This is a genomic window from Rhodanobacter sp. BL-MT-08 (genome assembly GCF_054161255.1).
On record NZ_CP167872.1, the window covers coordinates 2,001,626 to 2,023,350 of the forward strand.

General features: G+C 64.2%; 19 protein-coding genes. 17 read left to right on the forward strand and 2 right to left on the reverse strand.

The features are described from left to right. Positions 1-31: 31 nt before the first annotated feature. The 4 genes from ACDK93_RS08840 (at position 32) to ACDK93_RS08855 (ending at position 3,178) form a co-directional block, all read left to right on the forward strand. Positions 32-817: an FKBP-type peptidyl-prolyl cis-trans isomerase N-terminal domain-containing protein gene (locus ACDK93_RS08840; RefSeq protein WP_458072208.1), complete on the forward strand. Its 786-nt coding sequence runs from the start codon at positions 32-34 to the stop codon at positions 815-817. Between the two features lie 148 nt (positions 818-965). Then, the gene (locus tag ACDK93_RS08845) at positions 966-2,315 is read left to right on the forward strand and encodes a UDP-glucose dehydrogenase family protein (RefSeq protein ID WP_458072401.1); all 1,350 of its coding nucleotides are present in this window, start codon (positions 966-968) and stop codon (positions 2,313-2,315) included. A gap of 4 nt (positions 2,316-2,319) precedes the next feature. Further along, the gene (locus tag ACDK93_RS08850) at positions 2,320-2,544 is read left to right on the forward strand and encodes a SlyX family protein (protein WP_458072209.1); all 225 of its coding nucleotides are present in this window, start codon (positions 2,320-2,322) and stop codon (positions 2,542-2,544) included. A 37-nt stretch (positions 2,545-2,581) separates the two neighbouring features. Next, a complete protein-coding gene (locus ACDK93_RS08855; RefSeq protein ID WP_458072210.1) occupies positions 2,582-3,178 on the forward strand; it encodes a DUF2058 domain-containing protein in 597 nt (198 codons plus the stop codon). Between the two features lie 83 nt (positions 3,179-3,261). Here ACDK93_RS08855 and ACDK93_RS08860 read toward each other — a convergent pair whose 3' ends face one another. Continuing rightward, complete coding sequence (locus ACDK93_RS08860) at positions 3,262-5,355, reverse strand: 3-hydroxyacyl-CoA dehydrogenase NAD-binding domain-containing protein (protein WP_458072403.1); 2,094 nt, start codon at positions 5,353-5,355, stop codon at positions 3,262-3,264. A gap of 341 nt (positions 5,356-5,696) precedes the next feature. Here ACDK93_RS08860 and ACDK93_RS08865 point away from each other — a divergent pair, with 341 nt between their 5' ends. The 11 genes from ACDK93_RS08865 (at position 5,697) to recO (ending at position 18,194) form a co-directional block, all read left to right on the forward strand. Continuing rightward, a complete protein-coding gene (locus tag ACDK93_RS08865) occupies positions 5,697-6,179 on the forward strand; it encodes a hypothetical protein (RefSeq protein WP_458072211.1) in 483 nt (160 codons plus the stop codon). Between the two features lie 16 nt (positions 6,180-6,195). After that, entirely contained in the window at positions 6,196-8,760 is a 2,565-nt protein-coding gene (locus ACDK93_RS08870; RefSeq protein WP_458072404.1) for a putative bifunctional diguanylate cyclase/phosphodiesterase, read from the forward strand. Positions 8,761-8,954: 194 nt separating this feature from the next. Continuing rightward, positions 8,955-9,548, forward strand: coding sequence for an RNA polymerase sigma factor RpoE (gene rpoE / locus ACDK93_RS08875; RefSeq protein ID WP_458072405.1), 594 nt, complete (start codon positions 8,955-8,957; stop codon positions 9,546-9,548). Beyond that, the gene (locus ACDK93_RS08880; RefSeq protein WP_458072212.1) at positions 9,545-10,222 is read left to right on the forward strand and encodes a sigma-E factor negative regulatory protein; all 678 of its coding nucleotides are present in this window, start codon (positions 9,545-9,547) and stop codon (positions 10,220-10,222) included. Before rpoE ends, ACDK93_RS08880 begins: the two co-directional genes overlap by 4 nt. A 202-nt stretch (positions 10,223-10,424) precedes the next feature. Beyond that, entirely contained in the window at positions 10,425-11,909 is a 1,485-nt protein-coding gene (locus ACDK93_RS08885) for a DegQ family serine endoprotease (protein ID WP_458072213.1), read from the forward strand. Between the two features lie 212 nt (positions 11,910-12,121). After that, entirely contained in the window at positions 12,122-13,912 is a 1,791-nt protein-coding gene (lepA, locus tag ACDK93_RS08890) for a translation elongation factor 4 (RefSeq protein WP_458072214.1), read from the forward strand. Positions 13,913-14,026: 114 nt separating this feature from the next. Further along, a complete protein-coding gene (lepB, locus tag ACDK93_RS08895) occupies positions 14,027-14,959 on the forward strand; it encodes a signal peptidase I (protein WP_458072215.1) in 933 nt (310 codons plus the stop codon). A 269-nt stretch (positions 14,960-15,228) separates the two neighbouring features. Beyond that, positions 15,229-15,612, forward strand: a complete 384-nt coding sequence (locus tag ACDK93_RS08900; RefSeq protein ID WP_458072216.1) for a DUF4845 domain-containing protein — start codon at positions 15,229-15,231, stop codon at positions 15,610-15,612. A 3-nt stretch (positions 15,613-15,615) separates the two neighbouring features. Next, the gene (gene rnc, locus ACDK93_RS08905; RefSeq protein WP_458072406.1) at positions 15,616-16,278 is read left to right on the forward strand and encodes a ribonuclease III; all 663 of its coding nucleotides are present in this window, start codon (positions 15,616-15,618) and stop codon (positions 16,276-16,278) included. 135 nt (positions 16,279-16,413) lie between these two features. Next, positions 16,414-17,355, forward strand: coding sequence for a GTPase Era (gene era / locus ACDK93_RS08910; protein WP_458072217.1), 942 nt, complete (start codon positions 16,414-16,416; stop codon positions 17,353-17,355). 128 nt (positions 17,356-17,483) lie between these two features. Next, entirely contained in the window at positions 17,484-18,194 is a 711-nt protein-coding gene (gene recO, locus ACDK93_RS08915) for a DNA repair protein RecO (RefSeq protein WP_458072218.1), read from the forward strand. Here the strand turns inward: recO and ACDK93_RS08920 are convergent, their stop codons facing one another. Further along, positions 18,195-18,968 carry a response regulator gene (locus ACDK93_RS08920; protein WP_458072219.1) on the reverse strand — a complete coding sequence of 258 codons (774 nt, stop codon included), beginning with the start codon at positions 18,966-18,968 and terminating at the stop codon, positions 18,195-18,197. A 45-nt stretch (positions 18,969-19,013) separates the two neighbouring features. Here ACDK93_RS08920 and ACDK93_RS08925 point away from each other — a divergent pair, with 45 nt between their 5' ends. Both ACDK93_RS08925 and ACDK93_RS08930 read left to right on the forward strand, forming a co-directional pair. Then, positions 19,014-21,035 (forward strand): hypothetical protein, encoded by a 2,022-nt coding sequence (locus ACDK93_RS08925; protein WP_458072220.1) that lies wholly within the window; start codon positions 19,014-19,016, stop codon positions 21,033-21,035. Positions 21,036-21,080: 45 nt separating this feature from the next. Next, complete coding sequence (locus tag ACDK93_RS08930; protein ID WP_458072221.1) at positions 21,081-21,683, forward strand: YdbL family protein; 603 nt, start codon at positions 21,081-21,083, stop codon at positions 21,681-21,683. The last annotated feature ends 42 nt before the right edge of the window (positions 21,684-21,725 follow it).

Sequence of the window (21,725 nt, forward strand, 5' to 3'; positions counted from 1 at the left end):
GCCGGCAAAACCAAACACGAGGGAGTTACGAATGAAGCAATTTCTGCGTCCCACGCTGACAGCAGCCGCGATGGCTGTTGCGCTGGGCATGACTGCGAGCGTGTACGCCCAGGCTGCCAAACCCGGCGCCGCCGCCACGGGCACGGTCGACAAGGCAAAAGCCAGCTATGTTGTGGGTTGGGAGATCGCTTCCCAGGTGCCGCCGATCATGCGCGATGAGCTGGATCCGGCAGCTGTCGGTCGTGCCGTGCAGGCCGCACTGTCCGGCGGCAAGCCGACCATGAGCGACGCCGAGGCCAAGCAGGTGCATGACGCGTTCATGGCCAAGATCCAGGCCAAGTACAAGGAAGAGATGGCTCGCGTCGGTGCCAAGAACAAGGCCGAAGGCGATGCTTTCCTCGCCAAGAACAAGTCAGCTCCCGGCGTGAAGACCACGGCCTCGGGCCTGCAGTATCAGGTCATCAGCCAGGGTACGGGCGCACGCCCGGGTCCGAACGACACCGTGCAGATCGATTACACCGGCACCTTCGTCAACGGCCAGGTGTTCGACGCGTCGTCCAAGCACAACCCGCCGGGCCCGGCCTCAATCCCGCTCGCTGGCGTTATCCCCGGCTTCCGTGAAGGTCTGCAGCTGATGCAGGTTGGCGGTCACTACAAGCTGTTCATTCCTTCCTCGCTGGCTTACGGCGCCGAGCCGCAGCCGCCGATGCCGCCGAACGCCACGCTGATTTTTGACGTGACCCTGGTCAAGACCGGTCCGACCCCGGCGGGCGCTGCACCGGGTGGCGCCGCTCCGGGTGGTCCCGGCGGTCAGTAACAAAGCGAATCGAGTTTGACCAAACTCGAGACGGTAAAGGGCGCGAAGCGATTCGCGCCCTTTGCTTTTGGCCGACGGCGATGCGACGCGTTAGCAGCGGCTGGGTAGAATGTCGGACTGATACTTTGGAGAAGTTGTCCCATCCATGATGAAGATCACCATTTTTGGCACCGGCTATGTGGGGCTGGTCACCGGCGCCTGCCTCGCGGAGATGGGCAACCAGGTTGCTTGCGTCGACGTCGACAGCGCGAAGATCGAACGTCTGAAGCGCGGTGAAATTCCGATCTACGAACCCGGCCTGGAAGCCATCGTCAGGCGCAACCACGCCAGCGGCCAGCTGGATTTCACCACCGATGCGGCGGCTGCCATTGCCCACGGCGATATCATTTTCATCGCGGTGGGCACGCCGCCGGATGAGGACGGCAGCGCCGATCTGACCTATGTGCTGGAAGTGGCCCGTTCGATCGGCAGTCATCTGAATCGATACGCGGTCGTCGTCAACAAGTCGACCGTGCCGGTGGGCACCGCCGAGCGCGTGCGCGCTGCCGTTGGCGCTGAGCTTGCCAAGCGCAATGCCAGGGTCGAGTTCGACGTGGTGTCCAACCCTGAATTTTTGAAGGAAGGCGCGGCGGTGGAAGACTGCCTGCGGCCGGATCGCATCATCGTGGGCGCGTCGAGCGAGCGCGCCGTGGCCGTGCTGCGCAAGCTGTATGCGCCGTTCAATCGCAATCACGACCGCATGGTGGTGATGGACGAGCGTTCGGCCGAGCTGACCAAGTACGCGGCTAACGCGATGCTGGCGACCAAGATCAGTTTCATGAACGAGATCGCCAATATCGCCGAACGCGTCGGCGCCGACGTAGAGCTGGTGCGCCAGGGCATCGGCTCGGATCCGCGCATCGGCTATCACTTCATTTACCCCGGCGCGGGATACGGCGGCTCGTGTTTTCCGAAGGACGTGCAGGCGCTCGAGCGCACCGCCCGCAGCTATGGCTATGATGCGCAACTGCTCACAGCGGTCGAAGCGGTCAATCGGCAACAGAAGGACAAGCTGTTCGAGTTGATCACTCGGCATTTCAACGGTGCGTTGAGCGGACGGACCGTCGCCCTGTGGGGGCTGGCGTTCAAGCCCAATACCGACGACATGCGCGAAGCGTCGAGCCGTTTTCTGATGGAGGCCTTGTGGAAGGCAGGTGCGAAGGTTCGCGCGTTCGACCCGCAGGCCGGCGACGAAACGCAGCGGCTCTACGGCAATCGGCCCGATCTGGCGCTATGCCCGAACGCGTACGATGCGCTGCAGGGCGCCGACGTGCTCGCCGTTGTCACCGAATGGAAGGCGTTCCGCAGCCCGGATTTTCAGCGCATCGGCAGTCTGCTCGCCGAGCGGGCAATCTTCGATGGACGCAATCTCTACGACCCGGCTACGGTGGAAGATGCCGGCGTCGCGTATTACGGCATTGGCCGCGGCCGCAGTTTGCAATTGAACGCGCAGGTATGACCCGATGAATGCCTCGATCGATACGCTTGAACAGCGGCTGACCGAAATGGAGGTCAAGCTCACTTTCATCGACGACACGGTGCAGGCGCTGGCCTCTGCCGATGCCGACCAGTCCGTGCGTATTGCCTCGCTGGAGCGCGCGCTGCGCGATTTGCGCGGCGAGCTTTCATCGATGCGCATCGGCAACGCCGACGATCCGCACAGCGAACCGCCGCCGCCGCATTATTGATGCTCAAGACCACCGACCTCGATCACGGATAGCCAGCATGGCCGATTCTCTCCGCGACCTGCTGCTGAAAAGCGGCATCGTCAAACAGCTGCATGAAAGCAAGCCCAAGCCGCCGCCGCAAAGCAGCGGGCCGGCGTACAAAGGTGCGAAGCCGTCGAATAGCGGAGGTCAGCCGCATTCGTCGCAAAATAAAAAATCGCCGCGACCGCCGCGCAAGGATCAAGGCGAAATCGATCTGGCCAAGGCATATGCGATCCGCGCACAAACCGAGGCCAGCGAGCGCAAGCGCATCGAGCAGGAGGCGGCCGAGCAGGCGCGACTCAAGCGCGAGCGCAAATTGAAGATTCAGCAGCTGCTCGAAGGCAAGACGCTCAACAAGCCGGACGCCGATCAGCCGCGCAACTTCGAGTACGGCGGCAAGATCCGGCGCGTGCATGTGGACGAGGCGCAGTTGGTGGCACTCAATGCCGGTGAGCTTGGTGTGGTGCAGCAGGCGGGCCGCTATTTTCTGGTCACGCGCGACATCGCCGAACAGGTGCGAGCCATCGACGCGCAGCAGCTGGCCTTGCTGGTTGAACCGGGAAGCACCGGCGGCATGGGCGACGACGGCGTGCCTGATGATCTGATGTGGTAACCGGCAGCGGTTAGGCGGTACTCATCACCGCGCAATAGAAGCCCGACGCACGATCGGGCTTTTTATTGGATGATCGACGCCAATCAGGCAGCGGCTGCAGCAAACGACGCAGCCTGCTGATCCAGCGTTTGTGCGGCGAGCGCGGGGTGATCCCAGCCCTGCTTGGGGCGGAAGCGATCGCCGTAGCGCTTGGCCAGCTGTTCCAGCCTTTGCCTGAGCTGGTCCGCGCCTTCGGTGCGAACGTACTGGATCGGGCCGCCGCGGAACGGCGCAAAGCCGGTGCCGAAAATCACGCCGGCGTCGAGCAGGTCCGCGTCGTCCACCACGCCCTCGGCAAGGCATGCAATCGCCTCGTTGACCATCGGCAGAATCATGCGCTCCTGCAGATCCGGCGGCATGATGTAGTCCTTGTCTACTTCGGGTTTCTGCGGCTTGCCCTCGCTCCAGGTGTACAAGCCCTGGCCATCTTTCTTGCCGCGCTTGCCGACTTCCATCTTGTCTTCCAGTCCCGGGGGTACTTCCAGTCCCAGGAACGGTGCGAGCTCCTTGCCGACCGACGCGCAGACGTCCAGGCCGACGGTGTCGGCCAGTTCGATCGGACCCATCGGCATGCCGAATTTCTTGGCTTCGCGATCCAGCACCGGGCCCGGCACACCTTCGCTGTAGAGCCGCATGGCTTCGAGCAGATAAGGCATCAGAATGCGATTGACCAGAAAGCCCGGCGTGCCCTTCACGGCGACAGGCAACTTGCCAATCGCCTTGCAGAATGCCAGCGCGCGTTTCTCGATGGTCGGATCCAGCTGGTCGTGCCGCACCACTTCGACCAGCGGCATCTGCGCCACCGGATTGAAGAAGTGCAGGCCGAGGAAGCGCTGCGGCGCGGTGAGCCCCGTGCGCAGTTGGTCGAGCGGAATGCTGGAAGTGTTGGTGGCGAGAATCTGGCTTGCCTGGAACTGCGGCTCGATCTTGCCGTAAAGCTCGCGCTTGGCCTCGGCATTTTCAAAAATCGCTTCGATCGCCAGATCGGCGCCGGCCACGCCTGTGCCGTCGACGTCGGCGCGCAGGCGTCGCGTGGCCTGCTCGACTTCCTCCGGCGTCTTGAGCTTCTTCTCGTACAGCTGACGCGCGCGATCCAGCGCGGGCTGGATGAATTTCATCTCGCGATCCTGCAGGGTCACCTCGAAGCCACGAAATGCCGCCCAGGCGGCGATGTCGCCACCCATGACGCCGGCACCCACCACATGCACGTGATTGATCGCCGCATCCACGCCGGCGCCCTGGCTCTTGAGGCGCTCCTGCAAAAAGAAGATGCGGATTAGGTTCTGTGCGGTCGACGTTTTTGAAAGCTTGGCGACCGAGCGCGCCTCCAGTTTCAGCCGCTGAGCGATGTTCGGGCCGCCGCGCTTCCACACGTCGATCATGGCGAACGGCGCGGGGTAGTGTTCCTTGCGCACCCTCGCGGCGGTCTGCTTGAGCATCATCGGCGCGAGAATCTGACGGGCCAGCCAGGTGTTGGTTGCCCATGCCTTGGCGCGCAGCGCGAACGGCCGTTGCTGCGGCCGACGCAGCAAGTGCTTGGCCTCGGCGAGCAATTCCTCGGGCCGGCACAGGCGATCGACCACACCCATGTTGAAGGCCCGCTTCGCGGACAGTGCGCGGCCGGTCAGCATGATCGGCATCGCTTCGGTTGCGCCGATCAGCCGGGGCAGTCGTGCGGTACCACCCCAGCCGGGGTGGATGCCCAGCATCACTTCGGGCAGGCCGATCTTGGTCTTTTCATCGTCCGCCGCGATGCGCTGACGGCAGGCGAGGATCAGTTCGGTGCCGCCGCCCATGCAGGCTCCGTGGATCGCCGCAACCGTCGGACAGGGAAGTCGCGCCAGCGACTCGTACACGCGCTGGCCGTGTTCGATATTCTCCTGCACCGTGTCGTGCTTGGCGTATTCCAGGAACGCCTTGATGTCGGCGCCGACCGCGAATCCTGATGGCTTGGCCGAATGAATGATCACACCCGCCGGCTTCTCGATCGCCAGACGCTCGACGATCTGCTCCAGTTCGTTGAGCACGGCGCGAGAAATCGCGTTGACGCTGCTGCCTTCGCGATCAAGGCTCAGGGTGACAATGCCGTCGTCGCTCTGGCTGGTCTTCCAGTGGTTGAAACGCAGTCCTTCGAACATAAGCATGCAAACGTCAGTGGGAGAGATGGGAACCATACCGTTCCGTCGCCTTGATTGCGAGATGTGACCCGCGCACTTGACCGTAAAGTAAAGGCGGTGTGAAATCGCAAATCATCCCTGTCGGTTCGAACGCTGAAATTCCCGCGCAAGCGGTTCCGCGCGGGTACGGGTGCAGCCATTGCCTCCTCCGGGCTATTGAAAAAGAAGAACGCCTCGATGTGCCGTGTTTTGACAGCTCAAGCGCGATATCCGGCCGTGTTTTTGGACGATGCCCGATTCAGCGCGGCGCCTGCCGAGACTCTCGCGGCCGGTCGAATGGCGCGCCACCCATGCCGCCCGTCATGACCGCCTCGACACCGCAGGCGGCGGCGGAAATTCTCGACCGTGTCATGGAAGCCTCCAGCGGACTGGTGCTGCTGGACAGTGCCGATCCGCTGAGCCTGGTCGCGCAGTTCCGTGCCGTCGCGCGCAGTACCGGCCAGGCCATGTACCTGTGGCAACCCGACACCGGCCTGGGCAGCCTGCGCGAAGCGCATGTGCGCGTGCCGGACTGCCAGCGTCTGGGCAACGCGCTGCGGTACATGCAGCAGAGCATCCATTTCGGCATCTACTTTCTAGTGGGCCTGGAGCTGCCGTTGTCGGCAATGGATGCCACCTTGCTGCGTCAGCTGGCGCGCATGCCGAAGGAACACCTGCGGCGCGTCGTGCTCGTCGATGCGCCGGCAGCGCTGGCCGAGCACCTGGGCGAACTGGCCGTGCGCCTGAGCAGCGTCGACAGCTCACCGCGCCGACTGCGCCTGCGTGACGGCCGCTGGCTGGTATGAGGCCACCGTCGTGAATCTGCATGCCGGCATTCTGGTGGTTGCGGCCGAGCGCAATCTGCGTCGCCAATTGTTCGATGCGCTGGATCAGGCGGGTTATCCCTGCATCCATAGCGCACGCGATGCGACGCACGCGGCGATCCTGCTGGAAGGCCGAACGGCACTGCAGCTGATCATTACCGTATTTGATGGTGACGAGCAGCAGGCGCTGCTGACCTGCGCGCAGATGCAGGCCTTGCCCGGTGGGTCGGACACGCCCCTCATCGCCGTGCTGTCCGATGGCGTGTCGTTCGATCCCAGCGAGCTGCCTTCCTGCGTTTGCGACTGGCTGCACGCATCGCAAATTGCCAGCGAGCTGGCTACACGCTGGCGGCGTCTGCAGAGCCGTCTGCCAGCCAGCCCACCCGACCATCTGCACGTCACGTCGTCGAGCGACAGCGGGCAGGGCGATTATCGCTATCTATTCGACGAAAGCGACAGCGAATGGCTGATCGTCGATCCATCGTCGCAATGCGTGCTGGAAGTCAGTTCCACCGTGGTGCGGCACAGCCGTCTGCATGCCAGCCAGTGGGAAGGCATGCCGCTTGCCGAAGTGCTCCGTTTTGAAGGCGTCGCGATGGAGCAGGTACTGCTCGATGCCGACCGGCGCTGGTACCCGTGCCAGCGAAAGTCCGCGCAGGGTGACGATACCGGCCAGGCCAGCGCGCGCCGCATTCCCCACGCGGGGCGCGGCGCGCTGGCGCTGATGTTTCGCAGCGATCGCGCCGATCTGCGCGCCGAAGCGGCGCTGTCGCTGCTGTCGCGCATGTTTGTTTCAACCATCGGTGTCGACACGCAGATTGCCGCGGCCCGCCTGCTCTTCGACGAACTGGGCCTGGATTACCTCACCGTATGGTCGGCGCGTACCGGCGCCATCGATGCACCGAACCAGCTGCTGCAGCTGTGGAGCGGCGATGATCTGGATTGGCCGACGGCGCAGTGGCAGACGTCGCTGCAGTCGGTACTGTCCGGCAAACCGTTTCTCTATCGCACCGATGCAGTGAGCCTCGCTCCGGCGGATCCGCTGCTATTGCAGCTGGGCCTGACCGGATTTGCCGGACTGCCTTTGTACGACGAGCGGCATACCGTGCTCGGTGCCATGCTGGCCGGCAGCCGCAAAGCCTTCGGCGAAATGGCCATTGTTGAACCGGTCTTGCGCTGTGCGGCGGCGCGCTTCGCGCAGGCGATCGAACTCAATCGCACGCGTGCGCAGGGGCGTGCCGAGGGCCTGGTCGACGCGTTGACCGGTTTGCCCAACCGTCTGCTGTTCAACGACCGGCTCGACACGATCATCCATGAGGCGACGCGCAGCGGCGAATGTTTCGCCGTGCTCTTTGTCGACCTCGATCACTTCAAGTCGATCAACGACAGCCACGGGCATGCGTCGGGCGATCAGGTGCTGCGCGTCGTTGCCCAGCGCCTCAGCGCCAGCGTGCGTGCCTCCGATACGGTAGCGCGCTACGCCGGTGACGAATTCATCGTGGTGCTTCGGCACATCGTCAAGAACGACGACGTGCAGCGCGTGGCGGAAAAAATCGTGCAGGTCATGGGCACGCCGCTGAGCCTGGATTCGGGCATGGCGCTGCAGGTCACTGTGTCGATGGGCTTGAGCTTCTTCCCCGACGATGCCGGCGACACGGAAACCCTGCTGCGCCACGCGGACGAGGCGATGTACGCAGCCAAGAAGCAGGGGCGCAACACCTTCAAGATTTACGAGATGAGTCCGGAATACGCCAGGCAGCACGGTACCGTGCTGCGTTCGCGCCTGCGTCATGCCGAGAGCAACGGGGAGCTGCGCGTGGTCTACCAGCCGCAGGTCGATACCGCGAGCGAGGACATCGTCGGCATGGAGGCGCTGGTGCGCTGGGAGCATCCGGAGCTTGGCATGATCAGCCCGGCGGTCTTCATCCCGCTGGCCGAGGAAACCGGTTTGATCGTGTCGATCGGTGAGTGGGTCATGCGCACCGCGTGCCGGCAGGCGCGGGAATGGGAGCTTCGATACGGCCTGCGCCTGCGCCTGGGCGTGAACCTGTCCGCCGTGCAGCTGATCGAGCCGCATCTGCTGGATACCGTGGCGCGGGTGCTCAGCGATACCGGGCTCGATCCGGACCTGCTGGAGCTGGAGATTACCGAGAGCATCAGCATCAAGGCGGCGCCCAACCTCATCGAGAACCTCAACGCGCTGCATCGGCTCGGCTGCCACATCGCGATCGACGATTTCGGCACCGGCGCGGCCTCGCTGGATTATCTGCGGCGGCTGCCGGCGGACCGCATCAAGATCGACCAGAGCTTCGTGCGCAATATCGGCGTCGACCCGGACGACGAGGCGATCGTGCGCGCCACGATCGACATGGCGCACCGGCTCAAGCGCGCCGTGGTGGCCGAGGGGGTGGAGACCGAACAACATTTCGAGTTTCTACGCGAACACCAGTGCGACGAGTTGCAGGGCTATCTTTTCTGCCGCCCCCAGCCGCCGCTAAGCTTCGGCAGCTTGCTGGCCGAACGTCAGCGACTGCTCGGCGAACGCTCCACGGCGGCGGCTTGAGCCTGGTTCGGCGGTCCCCATAATCTGCCGAGCCCGAACCGGGTCTGACAATCTTCCAACAGGCGGTGCGCTATGTTTGACGGAATAATCACGCACACGCTGAACTTGGCTGACGGGTTGCTGTCTGACCCGCGTGTCCAGTTTTAACCCAGTTCCCGCAGCGGATGACGGCATTGACGATGGATACAGCCCGAATGGGCGAAAACGAACTGGATCGCGCGCTGGTCGAGCGCGTTCAGGGCGGGGACAAGCGAGCTTTCGACCTGCTGGTGCGCAAGTACCAGCACAAGGTCATTGCCCTGGTATCCCGCTACGTGCGCAGCCATGCCGAGTGCGAGGATATTGCGCAGGAATCGTTCATCCGCGCATGGCGGGCCATCGGTTCATTTCGCGGCGACAGCGCGTTTTATACCTGGCTGTACAAGATCGCCGTCAACACGGCCAAGAACCACCTGGTGGCGATGGGCCGGCGTCCTCCCACCGACGATGTCGACGCGGACGATGCCGTTTTCATGGCCGGTGCCGAACGCATGCATGACAGCGCCACGCCGGAACGCGAAATGATGCGTCAGGAAATTGAACAATCCGTATTTTGCACTGTCCAAGCCTTGCCCGAAGAGCTGCGTACCGCCATCACGCTTCGCGAAGTGGACGGTCTGAGCTATGACGAAATCGCAGAGGCGATGGGTTGCCCGATCGGAACGGTGCGTTCGCGCATCTTCCGGGCACGTGAAGCGATCGATGAAAAGCTGCGGCCCCTGTTGTCGGACCGCGAGGACAAGAAATGAACCAGCCTGACATGACTCCGAACGCCAACGAAGACCTTTCCGCCGGCCTCGACGGCGAGCTGTCCAGGGAAGCCATGCGCTTCCTGTTGCGCCGGCTCGATCACGACGCCTCGCTGCAGGACACCTGGACGCGCTACAACGTGGCCCGCGACGGACTGCGCCGGCAGCTGCCGCCGCTGGCATCGTCGAGTTTCGCGTCGCGGGTGATGCTGGCGATCGAGCAGGAGGCGGCGCCTGCCGGCGCAAGACGCAATCACTGGCTGCGCTGGTCTGCCGGTGGCGCCATCGCTGCCAGTGTGGCCGCGGCCGCTTTGATGATCGGTCAGCCTGTGGCAGATGTGGACAGGACTGCCTCGACCTCCAGCCAGCGGGCTGGCAGCCATGCCGTGGCCGACGTCGTGGCGGCGCCAAAAACGGCGATTCCTGCCACCGTGCCGTCCTGGTTGAGTGGCAATTCGGCGGGCATGTTGAGCCAGCAGGCGTCTGCCACCAGCGAGATTTTCCCGGCCGGCAGTCAGCCGGTGTACGGCAGCAAGCGTTTCTCGACCTATCCGTTGATGCACCGCTATCGCACCCTGAACAACGACGACGGCAGCTATCTGTTGCTGCTCGACCCGCAGCAACAGCCGGTTTCGGAAAACCCGACGCGCCAGGCGGCGGCTGCGGTGCACTGAATTTGTCGTTTCGCCAGTGACGGGTGCGGCCGCCGCTCGTGTTTGTACCCGAACCGTCGGCCATCCGGACCGGCGGTTTTTTATTCGCGCACGTTGCGGCATCGTTTCCCGGCAATTCGCCAGCGGTACGTTCAGGCCAGTGATCCGATCGCGCGCCCCCATGGTTCATCCATCCAACAAGCCAAACCTACTAGGAGGAGTCATGAAATTTCCCGTCTTGCGCACGCTGGCGTGCGGCGTGTTGTTGAGCCTTGCGGTGGCCAATCCGGGCGCTTGGGCACAGGCTACAACGGGCGCGGCTGGCGGCCTGCCGGACTTCACCGGCATTGTCGAAAGAAACGCGCCGGCGGTGGTGCATGTCGAGGCCAAGTACACCGGCAAGAGCCGCAAGCCGTCACGTGCGTCAACCGATCCGTCCAGTCCGGATCAGGGCGGCAGCCAGGACGATCCGCAGGCGGAAATGCTTCGTCGCTTTTTCGGCATGCCAATGATGCCGTCGCCGGAAGATCAGAAACACATCTCGCTGGGTTCGGGCTTCATCATTTCGCGCGATGGTTACGTGCTCACCAACAACCACGTGGTTGATGGTGCCGATGAGGTGACGGTGCGCCTGCAGGATCGACGCACGTTTACCGCCAAGGTGGTGGGGACCGATCCCAAATACGATATCGCTGTGCTGAAGATCAGCGACGGCAACAATCTGCCGATGGTCAGCATCGGCGATTCGCGCACGCTCAAGGCCGGTCAGTGGGTGCTGGCGATCGGCTCGCCGTTTGGCTTCGATTACACCGTGACGCAGGGTATTGTCAGCGCCGTCGGCCGCAACCTGGGCAGCAGCGATCAGCCTTACACCTCGTTTATCCAGACCGATGTGCCGATCAACCGCGGCAACTCCGGCGGCCCGCTGTTCAACCTGCAGGGTCAGGTAGTCGGCGTCAACTCGCAGATCTATTCCAGCACCGGCGGCTACCAGGGCGTGGCTTTCTCGATTCCGATCGACGTGGCGATGAATGCTGTCGACCAGATCAAGCAGCACGGCTTTGTCACGCGCGGCCAGCTCGGCGTACATGTGGGTCCGCTGAGCGACGACGTGGTCAAGGCGTTCAAGCTGCCCAACGCGAACGGTGCCATCGTTTCCGAAGTCGACGCCGGCAGCGCTGCCGGCAAGGCAGGAGTACAGGCCGGTGACATCATCATTGGTTACAACGGGCAGTCCATCAGCCAGGCGCCCGACCTCCCGCCGCTCGTCGGTCTGACCAAACCAGGCACCAAGGTGCCGCTGGACATCATCCGCGATGGCAAGAAAATCACGGTTCCGGTCGTGGTGGGTGCCGCACCGCGTGACGGTACGGCGGTGTCGAACATGGCCGATGGACAGCCGTCGGCGCCGGCCGGGTCGACTGCCCTCGGTCTCACGGTGCAGAACATCGACACCGCCACACGTCAGCAGCTGGGCCTGAAATCGGGCGAGGGCGTGCAGATCAGCGCGATCACCGGGCAGGTGGCCGCAGGCGCCGGACTGCAGCAGGGCGACGTCATCTTGATGGTCAACCAGCAGCGTGTCGGCAGCGCCGCCGCCTTTCAGGCGGCCACCAAGGGCGTGAAGGCAGGCGACACGGTGCTGCTGCTGGTGCGGCGCGGCGACCAGAGCCAGTTCATCGGCCTCACGGTGCCGGACGGCAAGTAAGCACCCAGCCTCGCTGGCGTCATGCCCGGTCCGATGCCGGGCTGGCGCCAGCTCGCGTCACGCTCGCGCCAGCCCGAAAGCTCCACTGAGCTTGCGCACCGGGGCAGGCAGGTTCCATGCGATAATGCCGGGTTAGTATCGCCCGCCGGTGATGCGCTGCCTGCGCGCCGCGCATGGCGGCAGACCCACGTTCGACAGGCCGCCAGCGCTCCATGGAATTGATCCGCAACTTCTCCATCATTGCCCATATCGATCATGGCAAGTCGACGCTCGCCGATCGCATCATCCAGCTGTGTGGAGGCCTGGCCGACCGCGAGATGGAAGCGCAGGTGCTGGACAACAATCCGATCGAGCGCGAGCGCGGCATCACCATCAAGGCGCAGTCGGTGTCGCTGCCGTACACGGCGCGCGACGGCAAAACCTATCGGCTGAATTTCATCGACACGCCCGGGCATGTGGATTTCTCCTACGAGGTCAGCCGCTCGCTGGCCGCATGCGAAGGCGCGCTGCTGGTGGTCGATGCCGCGCAGGGCGTCGAGGCGCAGTCGGTCGCCAACTGCTACACCGCGGTGGAGCAGGGGCTGGAAGTGATTCCCGTGCTCAACAAGATCGACCTGCCGACGGCCGACATCGAAAAAGTGAAGCTCGAGATCGAGGCCGTGATCGGCATCGACGCCACCGACGCGGTGGCGATCAGCGCCAAGACCGGCCTCAACGTGATCGAGGTGCTGGAAGCAATCATCGCCCGCATCCCGCCGCCGAAGCCGCGCGACACGGATCGGCTGCAGGCGCTGATCATCGACTCGTGGTTCGACAATTACCTGGGCGTGGTGTCGCTCGTGCGGGTGATGCAGGGTGAGATTCGCCCCGGCGACAAGCTGCTGGTCATGTCGACCGGCCGCACCCACGAAGTCGGCGACGTCGGCGTGTTCACGCCCAAGCGCAAGAAGCTCGACCATCTGGGCGCCGGCGAAGTGGGCTGGATCAACGCCTCGATCAAGGACGTGCACGGCGCGCCGGTCGGCGACACGCTGACCCATGCGGGCAAGCCGGCCGACAAGGCGCTGCCGGGTTTCCAGCACATGCAGCCGCGTGTATTCGCCGGCCTGTTTCCCGTGTCTTCCGACGATTACCCGGCCATGCGCGAAGCGCTGGACAAGCTGCGCCTCAACGACGCCGCGCTGTTCTTCGAGCCGGAGTCGTCCGAGGCGATGGGCTTCGGTTTTCGCTGCGGCTTTCTCGGCATGCTGCACATGGAAATCGTGCAGGAGCGGCTGGAGCGCGAATACGATCTCGACCTGATCACCACCGCGCCCACCGTGATCTACGAGATTCTGAAAACCGACGGTACCATCATGATGCTGGACAACCCGTCCAAGCTTCCGTCGTCACCGCAGGTGCAGGAAATCCGCGAGCCGATCATCGTGGCCAGCATCCTCACCCCCGAGGCCTACATCGGCAACATCGTCACACTGTGCCAGGACAAGCGCGGCGTGCAGCGCTCGATCCAGTACCTGGCCACGCAGGTGCAGATCGTCTACGAAATGCCGCTGGCCGAAGTCGTGATGGATTTCTTTGATCGGCTCAAATCCGTGTCCCGCGGCTATGCGTCGATGGACTATCACTTCGAGCGCTTCGAAGCCGGCCCGTTCGTTCGCACCGACGTGCTGATCAACGGCGATCGCGTCGATGCGCTGAGCCTGATCCTGCACCGCAGCCACGCCGACCGCAAAGGCCGCGAGCTGGTGGAGCGCATGAAAGACCTGATTCCGCGCCAGCAGTTCGACGTGGCGATCCAGGCGGCCGTGGGCGCGCAGATCATTGCGCGCTCCACCGTGAAAGCGCTGCGCAAGAACGTATTGGCCAAGTGCTACGGCGGCGACGTGAGCCGCAAAAAGAAGCTTCTGGAAAAGCAGAAGGAAGGCAAGAAGCGCATGAAACAGGTCGGGCGCGTGGAAATTCCGCAGGAAGCCTTTCTTGCGGTGCTTAGGGTAGATAAATAATGCTTTGGGGAGCTAGCTGCAGGAAAGCGGAAACGGACAAGGCAAAGCCCGGCGCGTCGCTCCGTTTGTTCCCCATTCCCCGTTCCCTGTTCCCCGTCCCATCTGGAGCACTCCATGGATTTTGATTTTTCGGCGATTCTGCTTGGCCTCACCGTGCTGTTCGGCGTGGTGTGGGGCCTGGATCGCCTGTTTCTGTACAAAAAGCGCAAGGCGCGCCTCGATGCCGCCGGCACCGAGTACACCGATCCGGTGGCGGTGGACTGGGCGCGCTCGCTGTTTCCGGTGGTGCTGGTGGTGCTGCTGCTGCGTTCGTTCGTGGCCGAGCCCTTCCGCATTCCCTCCGGCTCGATGATGCCGACGCTGGACGTCGGTGACTTCATCCTGGTCAACAAGTTTGCGTACGGCCTGCGCATGCCGGCCTTCAACACCAAGTTTCTTAGCGTGGGTGAACCCAAGCGCGGCGACGTGGTGGTGTTTCGCTTTCCCGGCTATCTCTGCCGTGACGCCAGCGGCCAGATGATCCGCGTGGGCGGCGACGAGGGCGGCGAGCCGCCGCTGGGACCGGACGATGCCTGCCCGATGCCGCATCTGCCGGTGCAGAGCCAGAACTGGATCAAGCGCATCATCGGTCTGCCTGGCGATACCGTCGAAGTGCGCGACAGCCAGATCGTGATCAACGGCAAACCGGTGGTCGACGAAGAAATCGGTCCCTTCAAGGGCAATCCGCAGCGTGAGGAAGATGCCCAGCTGCTGAATTTCGATGCTACCGTGTGGAACGAACACCTCGGTACGCGTGACCATCTGATCGCGCGCATGCCGCTGCGCATGCCGACCCGTTCGATCCCCAATTCGAAAGTGCCTTCGCTGGTGCCGCAAGGCTGCTATCTGGTGATGGGCGACGATCGCGAAAACAGCCTGGACAGCCGCTGGTGGGGCTGCATGCCGGAGAAGAACCTGGCCGGCAAGGCGTTTCTCATCTGGATGAGCTGGAAGGGTCTGCACACCGGCGGCGTGGATTTTTCGCGCATCGGCACGCTGATTCACTAGGGTGCGACGATTTCTCCCATGCGGCCCGATGCCTGGCTCCCGCGATCGGATTGAACACAAGCGCGCCGGCCGTGCGAGAATCCGCGGGCGCGAGCGGCGTTCCGGCGATACCGGCGGCGGCTTGAGGTGTCGAAGGGACGAGTGAACCAGCGCGGGCCGTTTTCAGGCGGGCTATCTTTCAGGCAACGCGGCGACATGCATCGCGCCGCATTTTCGATACGCGATACGCAAACCACAAGCACGCCACCTGGCGGCATAGTGAGGGGACTATGAAATCGAAGCAGTCGGGCGTCACTCTGATCGGATTTTTGTTCATCATCGTCATCGTCGGCTTCTTTGCCTTCATGGCCATGAAGCTGTTTCCGTCGTACTCCGAAGCGATGGGCGTCAGCAAGGCGATGAACCAGATCGCCACGGCGGGGACCAACGGCAAGACGCTGGACGATATCCGCCGCGATCTGATGTTCAAGCTGGGCTTTCAGTACGTGGATGATTCCACCATCAAGCCGAGCGACATCACCATCAAGCGTGACGCCGGTGGCGCCAATACGCTCAACGTCGATTACGACAAGCGCATCCCGTTCATGTACAACATCGACTTTCTGCTGCACTTCAACAAGAGCGTGCCGCTGCAGGGCAACGTAGGCCAGTAAATGCTGCAGTTGTCCTATCGTTTTCGCGATCCGGCGCTGGCGCAGCTGGCACTGACCCACCGCAGCGTCGGCAAGCCGAACAACGAGCGACTGGAGTTTCTGGGCGACGCACTGCTGGGTGCTGTCATTGCCGAGCTGTTGTTCGAGGTTCACCCCAAGGCCAGTGAAGGCGAACTCTCGCGGCTGCGCGCGCAGCTGGTGAACGGCCAGGCCCTCGCAACCGTGGCACGCGAGCTGGCGCTGGGCGATGAGCTGAAGCTTGGTCCCGGCGAGCTGAAAAGCGGCGGTTTTCGGCGCGATTCGATTCTGGCCGACGCGTTCGAGGCGCTGGTTGCTGCGGTGTATCTGGACGGTGGTTTCGACGCCTGTCGCGAGCTGCTGCGCGGCCTGTTTGGCGAACGCGTCACGGCCCTGCGGCGGTCCTCCAAGGATGCCAAGACCCGCTTGCAGGAATACCTGCAGGCCGGCGGCTGGCCGCTGCCGCAATACGATCTGCTCGCCAGCCATGGCGAAGATCACGCCAAGACGTTCGATATCCGCTGCTCGATCGAGCAGCCGCTGGCGCTGAGCGCACAGACGCGCGGCGACAGCCGGCGCGCAGCCGAGCAGGACGCGGCCGACAGTGTGCTGAGCGAGCTGCTGGAAAAGCAGCGTAAAAAATCCTGACGCCTCGCGCCGGCCGGTTTTTGAACTGCTTGGCGCGACCGGCCGAGCGACCGCCGCATGCGCGCCGGCCCTCTTTCCATGCTGTTTGCGGCGAAGCACTACACTTGCCGTCCGACTTGTCGAGCAATTCACTACATGAACCACGAACTGGAACACACCGACGACACCGGCCCCACGCTGCCGCACGACGATTTTCGTTGCGGCACGGTGGCCCTGGCCGGCCGCCCCAACGTCGGCAAGTCCACGCTGTTGAACGCGCTGATCGGTTTTCGCCTGTCGATCGTCAGCCCGCGGCCGCAGACCACGCGCCACCGCATTCTCGGCATCGCCACCAGCGAGGCGGGGCAGATCCTGTACGTCGATACGCCTGGCCTGCATCGCGGCGCCAAACGGGCGATGAACCGCAGCCTGAATCGTGCGGCGCGCTCGGCCATCAACGACGTGGATCTCGTGGTGCAGGTGATCGAGGCCGGCCGCTTCACCGATGAAGACGAGGCGCTGTACGCCGCGCTCGTCGAACAGTCGTCGCCGCGCATTCTGGTGATCAACAAGGTCGACCTCAACAAGGACAAGACGGTGATGCTGCCGTTCGTCACCGAGCTGGTGGCCAAGCACAGCTACGACGAAATTCATTACATCAGCGCGCTCAAAAAGCAGGGTTTGAGCGAGCTGGAGCAGGCCATTTTGAAGCGTCTGCCGGTGCAGCCGCCGCAGTACGCCGATGACGAAGTCACCGACCGCAGCGAGCGCTTTCTCGCCGCCGAAATGGTGCGCGAACAGCTGATGCTGCGGCTCGATCAGGAGCTGCCGTACGCCACCACGGTGGAAATCGAGCAGTTCAGCGATCGCCCCGACGGCATCGCCGAAATCCACGCCATCATCTGGGTCGAACGCGACGGCCAGAAAGCCATCGTCATCGGCAACGGCGGCGCCCAGCTTAAAGCGATCGGCAGCGGCGCCCGCCGCAACATGGAGCGCATGTTCGAGCGCAAGGTCTTCCTCAAGCTGTGGGTCAAGGTGCGCGAGGGCTGGGTGGACGACGAGAACATGCTGAAGAAGTTCGGGTATACGGATTAGGAGCAGGGAACAGGGAACGGGGAATAGGGAACGGTAAAAGCGGCGCTCCGTTTTGCTGGTTAACTCGCGAAGTGCGACGCTCTTGATTTCCCGTTCCCCGTTCCCCGCCCCCCGCCCCCGGCAAAGCCATGCGCATCGAACAGCAACCAGCCTACGTGCTGCACGCGCGGCCTTACCGCGAGACGTCGCTGTTGCTGGAATGCCTGACGCGTGAGCATGGCCGCATAGGAGTGATCGCGCGCGGCGTGCGTGGTGAAAAGGCCCGCCTGAAGCGGGCGCAGCTGGAGCCGTTTCAGCCGATCGTGATGGATCTGCTGCTGCGCGGCGAGCTGGCCACCCTGACCGCGGTCGAGCCGGTCGGCGTACCGCTGCGCATGATCGGCGACGCCGCGCTGGCGAGCCTATACCTCAACGAGCTGGTGGTGCGGCTGACCGAGCGGCAGGATCCGTTTCCCAGTCTCTTCGATGCCTACGCGAGGACGCTGGCGCGACTGGCCGGCGGCGAGCCGCTGGCGTGGACGCTGCGCCGGTTCGAGCGCGATCTGCTGGAAGCCATCGGTTATGGCCTGCAGCTGGAGTTCGACGCCGAAAGCGGCGAGCCGCTGGAATCGGACGGGCACTACCGCTATCGGGCCGATCAGGGCGCCGTGCGCAGCCTGGCCAGCCATTCGCGGGCGATTCGCGGCAGCGACCTGATCGCGCTCCAGCACGATGAGATGCCGGACAACATGGGCCTGCGCACCCTGCGTGACCTGATGCGCGAGATCATCCGTTTCCACCTCGGCGGCGGCGAGCTGCGCGCCTGGCGCGTGCTGGCGATGGCTAGCTCGCGCCGCTGATCAGCGATCCAGCGCCTGGATCGTCGCCAGCAGCGCGCGGCGAAAACGCACCAGCGACACCGGCGCGGCATCGGCACGGGCTAGCTGTCTTTGCAGCAACGCCGTCTGCGTCGAGAGCGTGGCGGCGCCGCAGAATCCGCACGATGAGCGCAGCCGATGCAGGCGTTCGCCGAAGTCGACGCGGTCCAGCGCGATCTGGTCCAGCTCGCGTTCCAGCACCGCCAGCTCTTCGCGCAGCAGCAGGCGCAGCGCACGCATCGTGGTGGTATCGCCGGTGGTCATCAGCGCCGCGCCGTCGTCGAGTAATGCGGTGCTGCCGCGATCCACCAGCGCCAGCACGCGCTGCAGATCGCTCAGCGTGCAGGGCTTGAGCAGGATATCGTTGAAGCCGGCCTCGAGCAGCGCCATCCGATCCGCCGGTGCCAGCTCGGCAGTCGTGGCGACGGCGGTGCTGTCCGCGGAGCGCGCTTTCGTGCTTTCGCGCAGCAACGTGACGATTTCCAGCGCACCGGCGCCAGGCATGCGGCAATCGAGCAGCAGCAGATCGAAGCTCTCGGCCTGCGCGCGCTCCAGCGCTGTCAGCCCATTGCTGCAGGCTTCGGCGCGCGCGCCCATTGCCCGCAATCCATCACACAGGAAGCGACAGCTGCCCGGATCGTCGTCGGCGACCAGTACGCGTAAATGACTGGCATGCAGGGGTTTGGCTTGCTCGGCGGCTGGCATGTTGACGGGCGCGGCCGCCATCGAAGGTGAGTCGGAAAACCATCGGTGCATGACGAAATCCATATCGTTCAGCTGAGTTTGGCAGAATGGCGCGACATGCGTTCGACATCAAGCCATCTATTGCTGTACTGCCTGCTGCTGGTCGGCGGCGTGTGGACGATGCCCGCGCGTGCGGATATCGTGCTGAGCGCCAAGGCCATCAGCGTGCCTGGCGTTCGGCTGCAGTCGGTGAACGTGCGCATCGGTGAGGACGGCAAGGGCGGCCTGCGCATGCAGCTGCGTGCCGCGCAGGCGGACATCGCGGCGATGGGTTGGCACCGGCTCGGCCTGACGATGGATGGCAGCCTGCAGCGTGATGCCCAGCTGCGCTGGATTTTTGACAGCGTCGTGCAGTTGGCCAACGCGCCCGGGGGTGCGTTGAGCAAGGCGCACGCGGTCATGCAGCTGAGCGAAGCGGCCAATACCCTGCAGATCGACGTCACTCAGGGCAACGCAAAGGCCAGCACCGCGATGCCGCTGGATCAGCTGAGCCACGTGCAGATCAGCCTGAAAAACCTGCCGGCCGGCTGGCTGCAGGGTCTGCTCGGCACGGTCTGGTCGGGCCATCCGACCGGCGGCAAACTCGACGCCGAGCTGGCGCTGGACATGCGCGACGTCGGGCTGCAGTCGTCCGGCCAGTTCAGTCTGAGCGAGGTGGGTTTCGACACGCCTGCCGGCACCCTGGCGGCGCGGCGGCTCAGCAGCAGCGGCCGGTTCGATCTGGACACTACCGAGGGGCCGGCGCAGATCGGCCTTGAAGCCAGCCTGCGTGGCGGCGAGATCCTGCTCGGGCCGATTTACGCCAGGTTGCCAAACCATGTCGTGCCGCTGAGCCTGCAGGCGACCGCGCAGAACGGTGCCGTTGCCTTGACGCATCTTCGGGTCAACGACGCCGACGCGCTGCAGCTGGAGGGTGCGCTGGCGTTCGATGCGAAGGGTGCACTGAAAAGCCTGAGCCTGGATCGCTTTCACGCCAGCTTTCCAGCCGCGTATCAGCGCTACGGCGAGGCGTGGCTGGCCACGATGGGCCTGCGCAATCTCACCAGCGCGGGGCAGCTCAGTGGCAGCATGGATATGCGCGCCGATGGGCTGCGTGCCTTCGCCTTCAGCGTCGACAACCTCAATCTCGCGGATGCCGACGGCCGCGTGGCGATCAGTAATCTTCGCGGCGGCATGGACTGGACGGCGCAGGGCGACCGGCCAGCAACCACGCTGGGCTGGAGCGGTCTGACGTTTTACCGCATCGCCAACGGCGCGGCGCAGTCGCACTGGCAGAGCCACGACGGACTGCTGAGCCTGCAGAAGCCACTGGACGTGCCCGTGCTCAAGGGCCAGCTGCGGATCGGCCAGTTCGACTGGCGGCCCGCCGCCGTGAAGGGCCAGCGTCTGACCACCTCGCTGGTGCTGCTGGGCATCGACATGAGCGCTTTCAGCCAAGCCATGGGCTGGCCGGCGTTCCCCGGTACGCTCGCCGGCGCGATTCCGTCGCTGCGTTTGGTGGATGACCGCATGGAACTGCAGGGCGGACTTTCCGCCAGCCTGTTTGGCGGCTTTGTCGACATCACGCGACTGTCCTTGCAGCATCCGTTCGGGCCGAGCCCGGCCTTGAGCGGCGACATGAGCCTGCGCCAGCTCGATCTGGGCGCGATGACCAGCGTGTTCGACTTCGGCAGCATCACCGGCCGCATGGACGGCTCGGTCAACAACCTGCAGCTGGTCGACTGGAAGCCGGTGGCGTTCGATGCGCGCCTGCTTGCCGGCAGCGGCGGTCGGATCAGCCAGCGCGCGGTCAACAATCTCACCACGGTCGGCGGTGGCGGTATCGCGGCCGGCCTGCAGGGCGTGGTGCTCAAGCTGTTCAAGACTTTCGGCTACAAGCGCATCGGGCTCAACTGCACGCTGCAGGCGTCGGTCTGTCGAATGAGCGGGCTGGAGTCCGGTGGCGACAGCTACACTATTCTCGAAGGCAGCGGGCTGCCGCGTCTGCAGGTCGTCGGTCATCAGGCGCAGGTGGACTGGCCGACCCTGATTGATCGATTGCAGGCGGCCATCAACGGTGCCGCGCCGCAGGTGCGTTGACACGTTTCGTTCTCTTCCATTTTTTAATTCAACGTTGGAATGCTCATGCGCAAACTCGTCGTCGGACTCCTGGCTACGCTCGCTATCGCCCTGGTCGGCTGCGTCACCATCAACGTGTATTTTCCCGAGGCCGCGGCGCAAAAAGCGGCCGATCAGTTCATCGGCAACGTGATCGACAGCGCCGCGCCGGCGAAGCCCGCGCCGAAGGATCCGCCGCCGGCAGCGGACAGTGGCCAGCACCCGTCGGCCATGCTGCTCGATTTGCTGATTCCGACTGCGGCCGCGGCCGATGTGCCCAATATCCGCGTGCAGACCGCAGCCACCGAAGCCATCAGTGCCCGCATGAGCGCACGCTTCAAGGGCCCGCTCGGAGCGCTGCTCGACAGCGGCGCGGTGGGCTTTACCCGCGATGGCCTGGTCGCCATGCGCGACGCCTCGAAGGTGCCGCTGAGCGCCCGCGCGCAGGCGTCCGCCACGGTGACCGATGAAAACCGCGATCGCGCCGCGCTGTATCGCGAAGTGGCCAGCGCCAACGGTCATCCCGAGTGGCAGGCGCAGATCCAGGCGACCTTTGCCAAGGGCTGGATCGATCGGGCCAGGGCCGGCTGGTATGTGCAGAACGCGTCAGGCGCCTGGCAACAGAAATAAGTGCCTCGGCGCCGCGCCTGGGCGGGGCGGCAATCGATCTGT

What these genes read in the sequence shown, in the direction of transcription:
- ACDK93_RS08840 (WP_458072208.1), top strand. Translation starts at nt 32, where the DNA reads ATGAAGCAATTTCTGCGTCCCACGCTGACAGCAGCCGCGATGGCTGTT.
- ACDK93_RS08845 (WP_458072401.1), top strand. Translation starts at nt 966, where the DNA reads ATGAAGATCACCATTTTTGGCACCGGCTATGTGGGGCTGGTCACCGGC.
- ACDK93_RS08850 (WP_458072209.1), top strand. Translation starts at nt 2,320, where the DNA reads ATGAATGCCTCGATCGATACGCTTGAACAGCGGCTGACCGAAATGGAG.
- ACDK93_RS08855 (WP_458072210.1), top strand. Translation starts at nt 2,582, where the DNA reads ATGGCCGATTCTCTCCGCGACCTGCTGCTGAAAAGCGGCATCGTCAAA.
- ACDK93_RS08860 (WP_458072403.1), bottom strand. Translation starts at nt 5,355, where the DNA reads ATGTTCGAAGGACTGCGTTTCAACCACTGGAAGACCAGCCAGAGCGAC.
- ACDK93_RS08865 (WP_458072211.1), top strand. Translation starts at nt 5,697, where the DNA reads ATGACCGCCTCGACACCGCAGGCGGCGGCGGAAATTCTCGACCGTGTC.
- rpoE (WP_458072405.1), top strand. Translation starts at nt 8,955, where the DNA reads ATGGGCGAAAACGAACTGGATCGCGCGCTGGTCGAGCGCGTTCAGGGC.
- ACDK93_RS08880 (WP_458072212.1), top strand. Translation starts at nt 9,545, where the DNA reads ATGAACCAGCCTGACATGACTCCGAACGCCAACGAAGACCTTTCCGCC.
- ACDK93_RS08885 (WP_458072213.1), top strand. Translation starts at nt 10,425, where the DNA reads ATGAAATTTCCCGTCTTGCGCACGCTGGCGTGCGGCGTGTTGTTGAGC.
- lepA (WP_458072214.1), top strand. Translation starts at nt 12,122, where the DNA reads ATGGAATTGATCCGCAACTTCTCCATCATTGCCCATATCGATCATGGC.
- lepB (WP_458072215.1), top strand. Translation starts at nt 14,027, where the DNA reads ATGGATTTTGATTTTTCGGCGATTCTGCTTGGCCTCACCGTGCTGTTC.
- ACDK93_RS08900 (WP_458072216.1), top strand. Translation starts at nt 15,229, where the DNA reads ATGAAATCGAAGCAGTCGGGCGTCACTCTGATCGGATTTTTGTTCATC.
- era (WP_458072217.1), top strand. Translation starts at nt 16,414, where the DNA reads ATGAACCACGAACTGGAACACACCGACGACACCGGCCCCACGCTGCCG.
- recO (WP_458072218.1), top strand. Translation starts at nt 17,484, where the DNA reads ATGCGCATCGAACAGCAACCAGCCTACGTGCTGCACGCGCGGCCTTAC.
- ACDK93_RS08920 (WP_458072219.1), bottom strand. Translation starts at nt 18,968, where the DNA reads ATGCACCGATGGTTTTCCGACTCACCTTCGATGGCGGCCGCGCCCGTC.
- ACDK93_RS08925 (WP_458072220.1), top strand. Translation starts at nt 19,014, where the DNA reads ATGCGTTCGACATCAAGCCATCTATTGCTGTACTGCCTGCTGCTGGTC.
- ACDK93_RS08930 (WP_458072221.1), top strand. Translation starts at nt 21,081, where the DNA reads ATGCGCAAACTCGTCGTCGGACTCCTGGCTACGCTCGCTATCGCCCTG.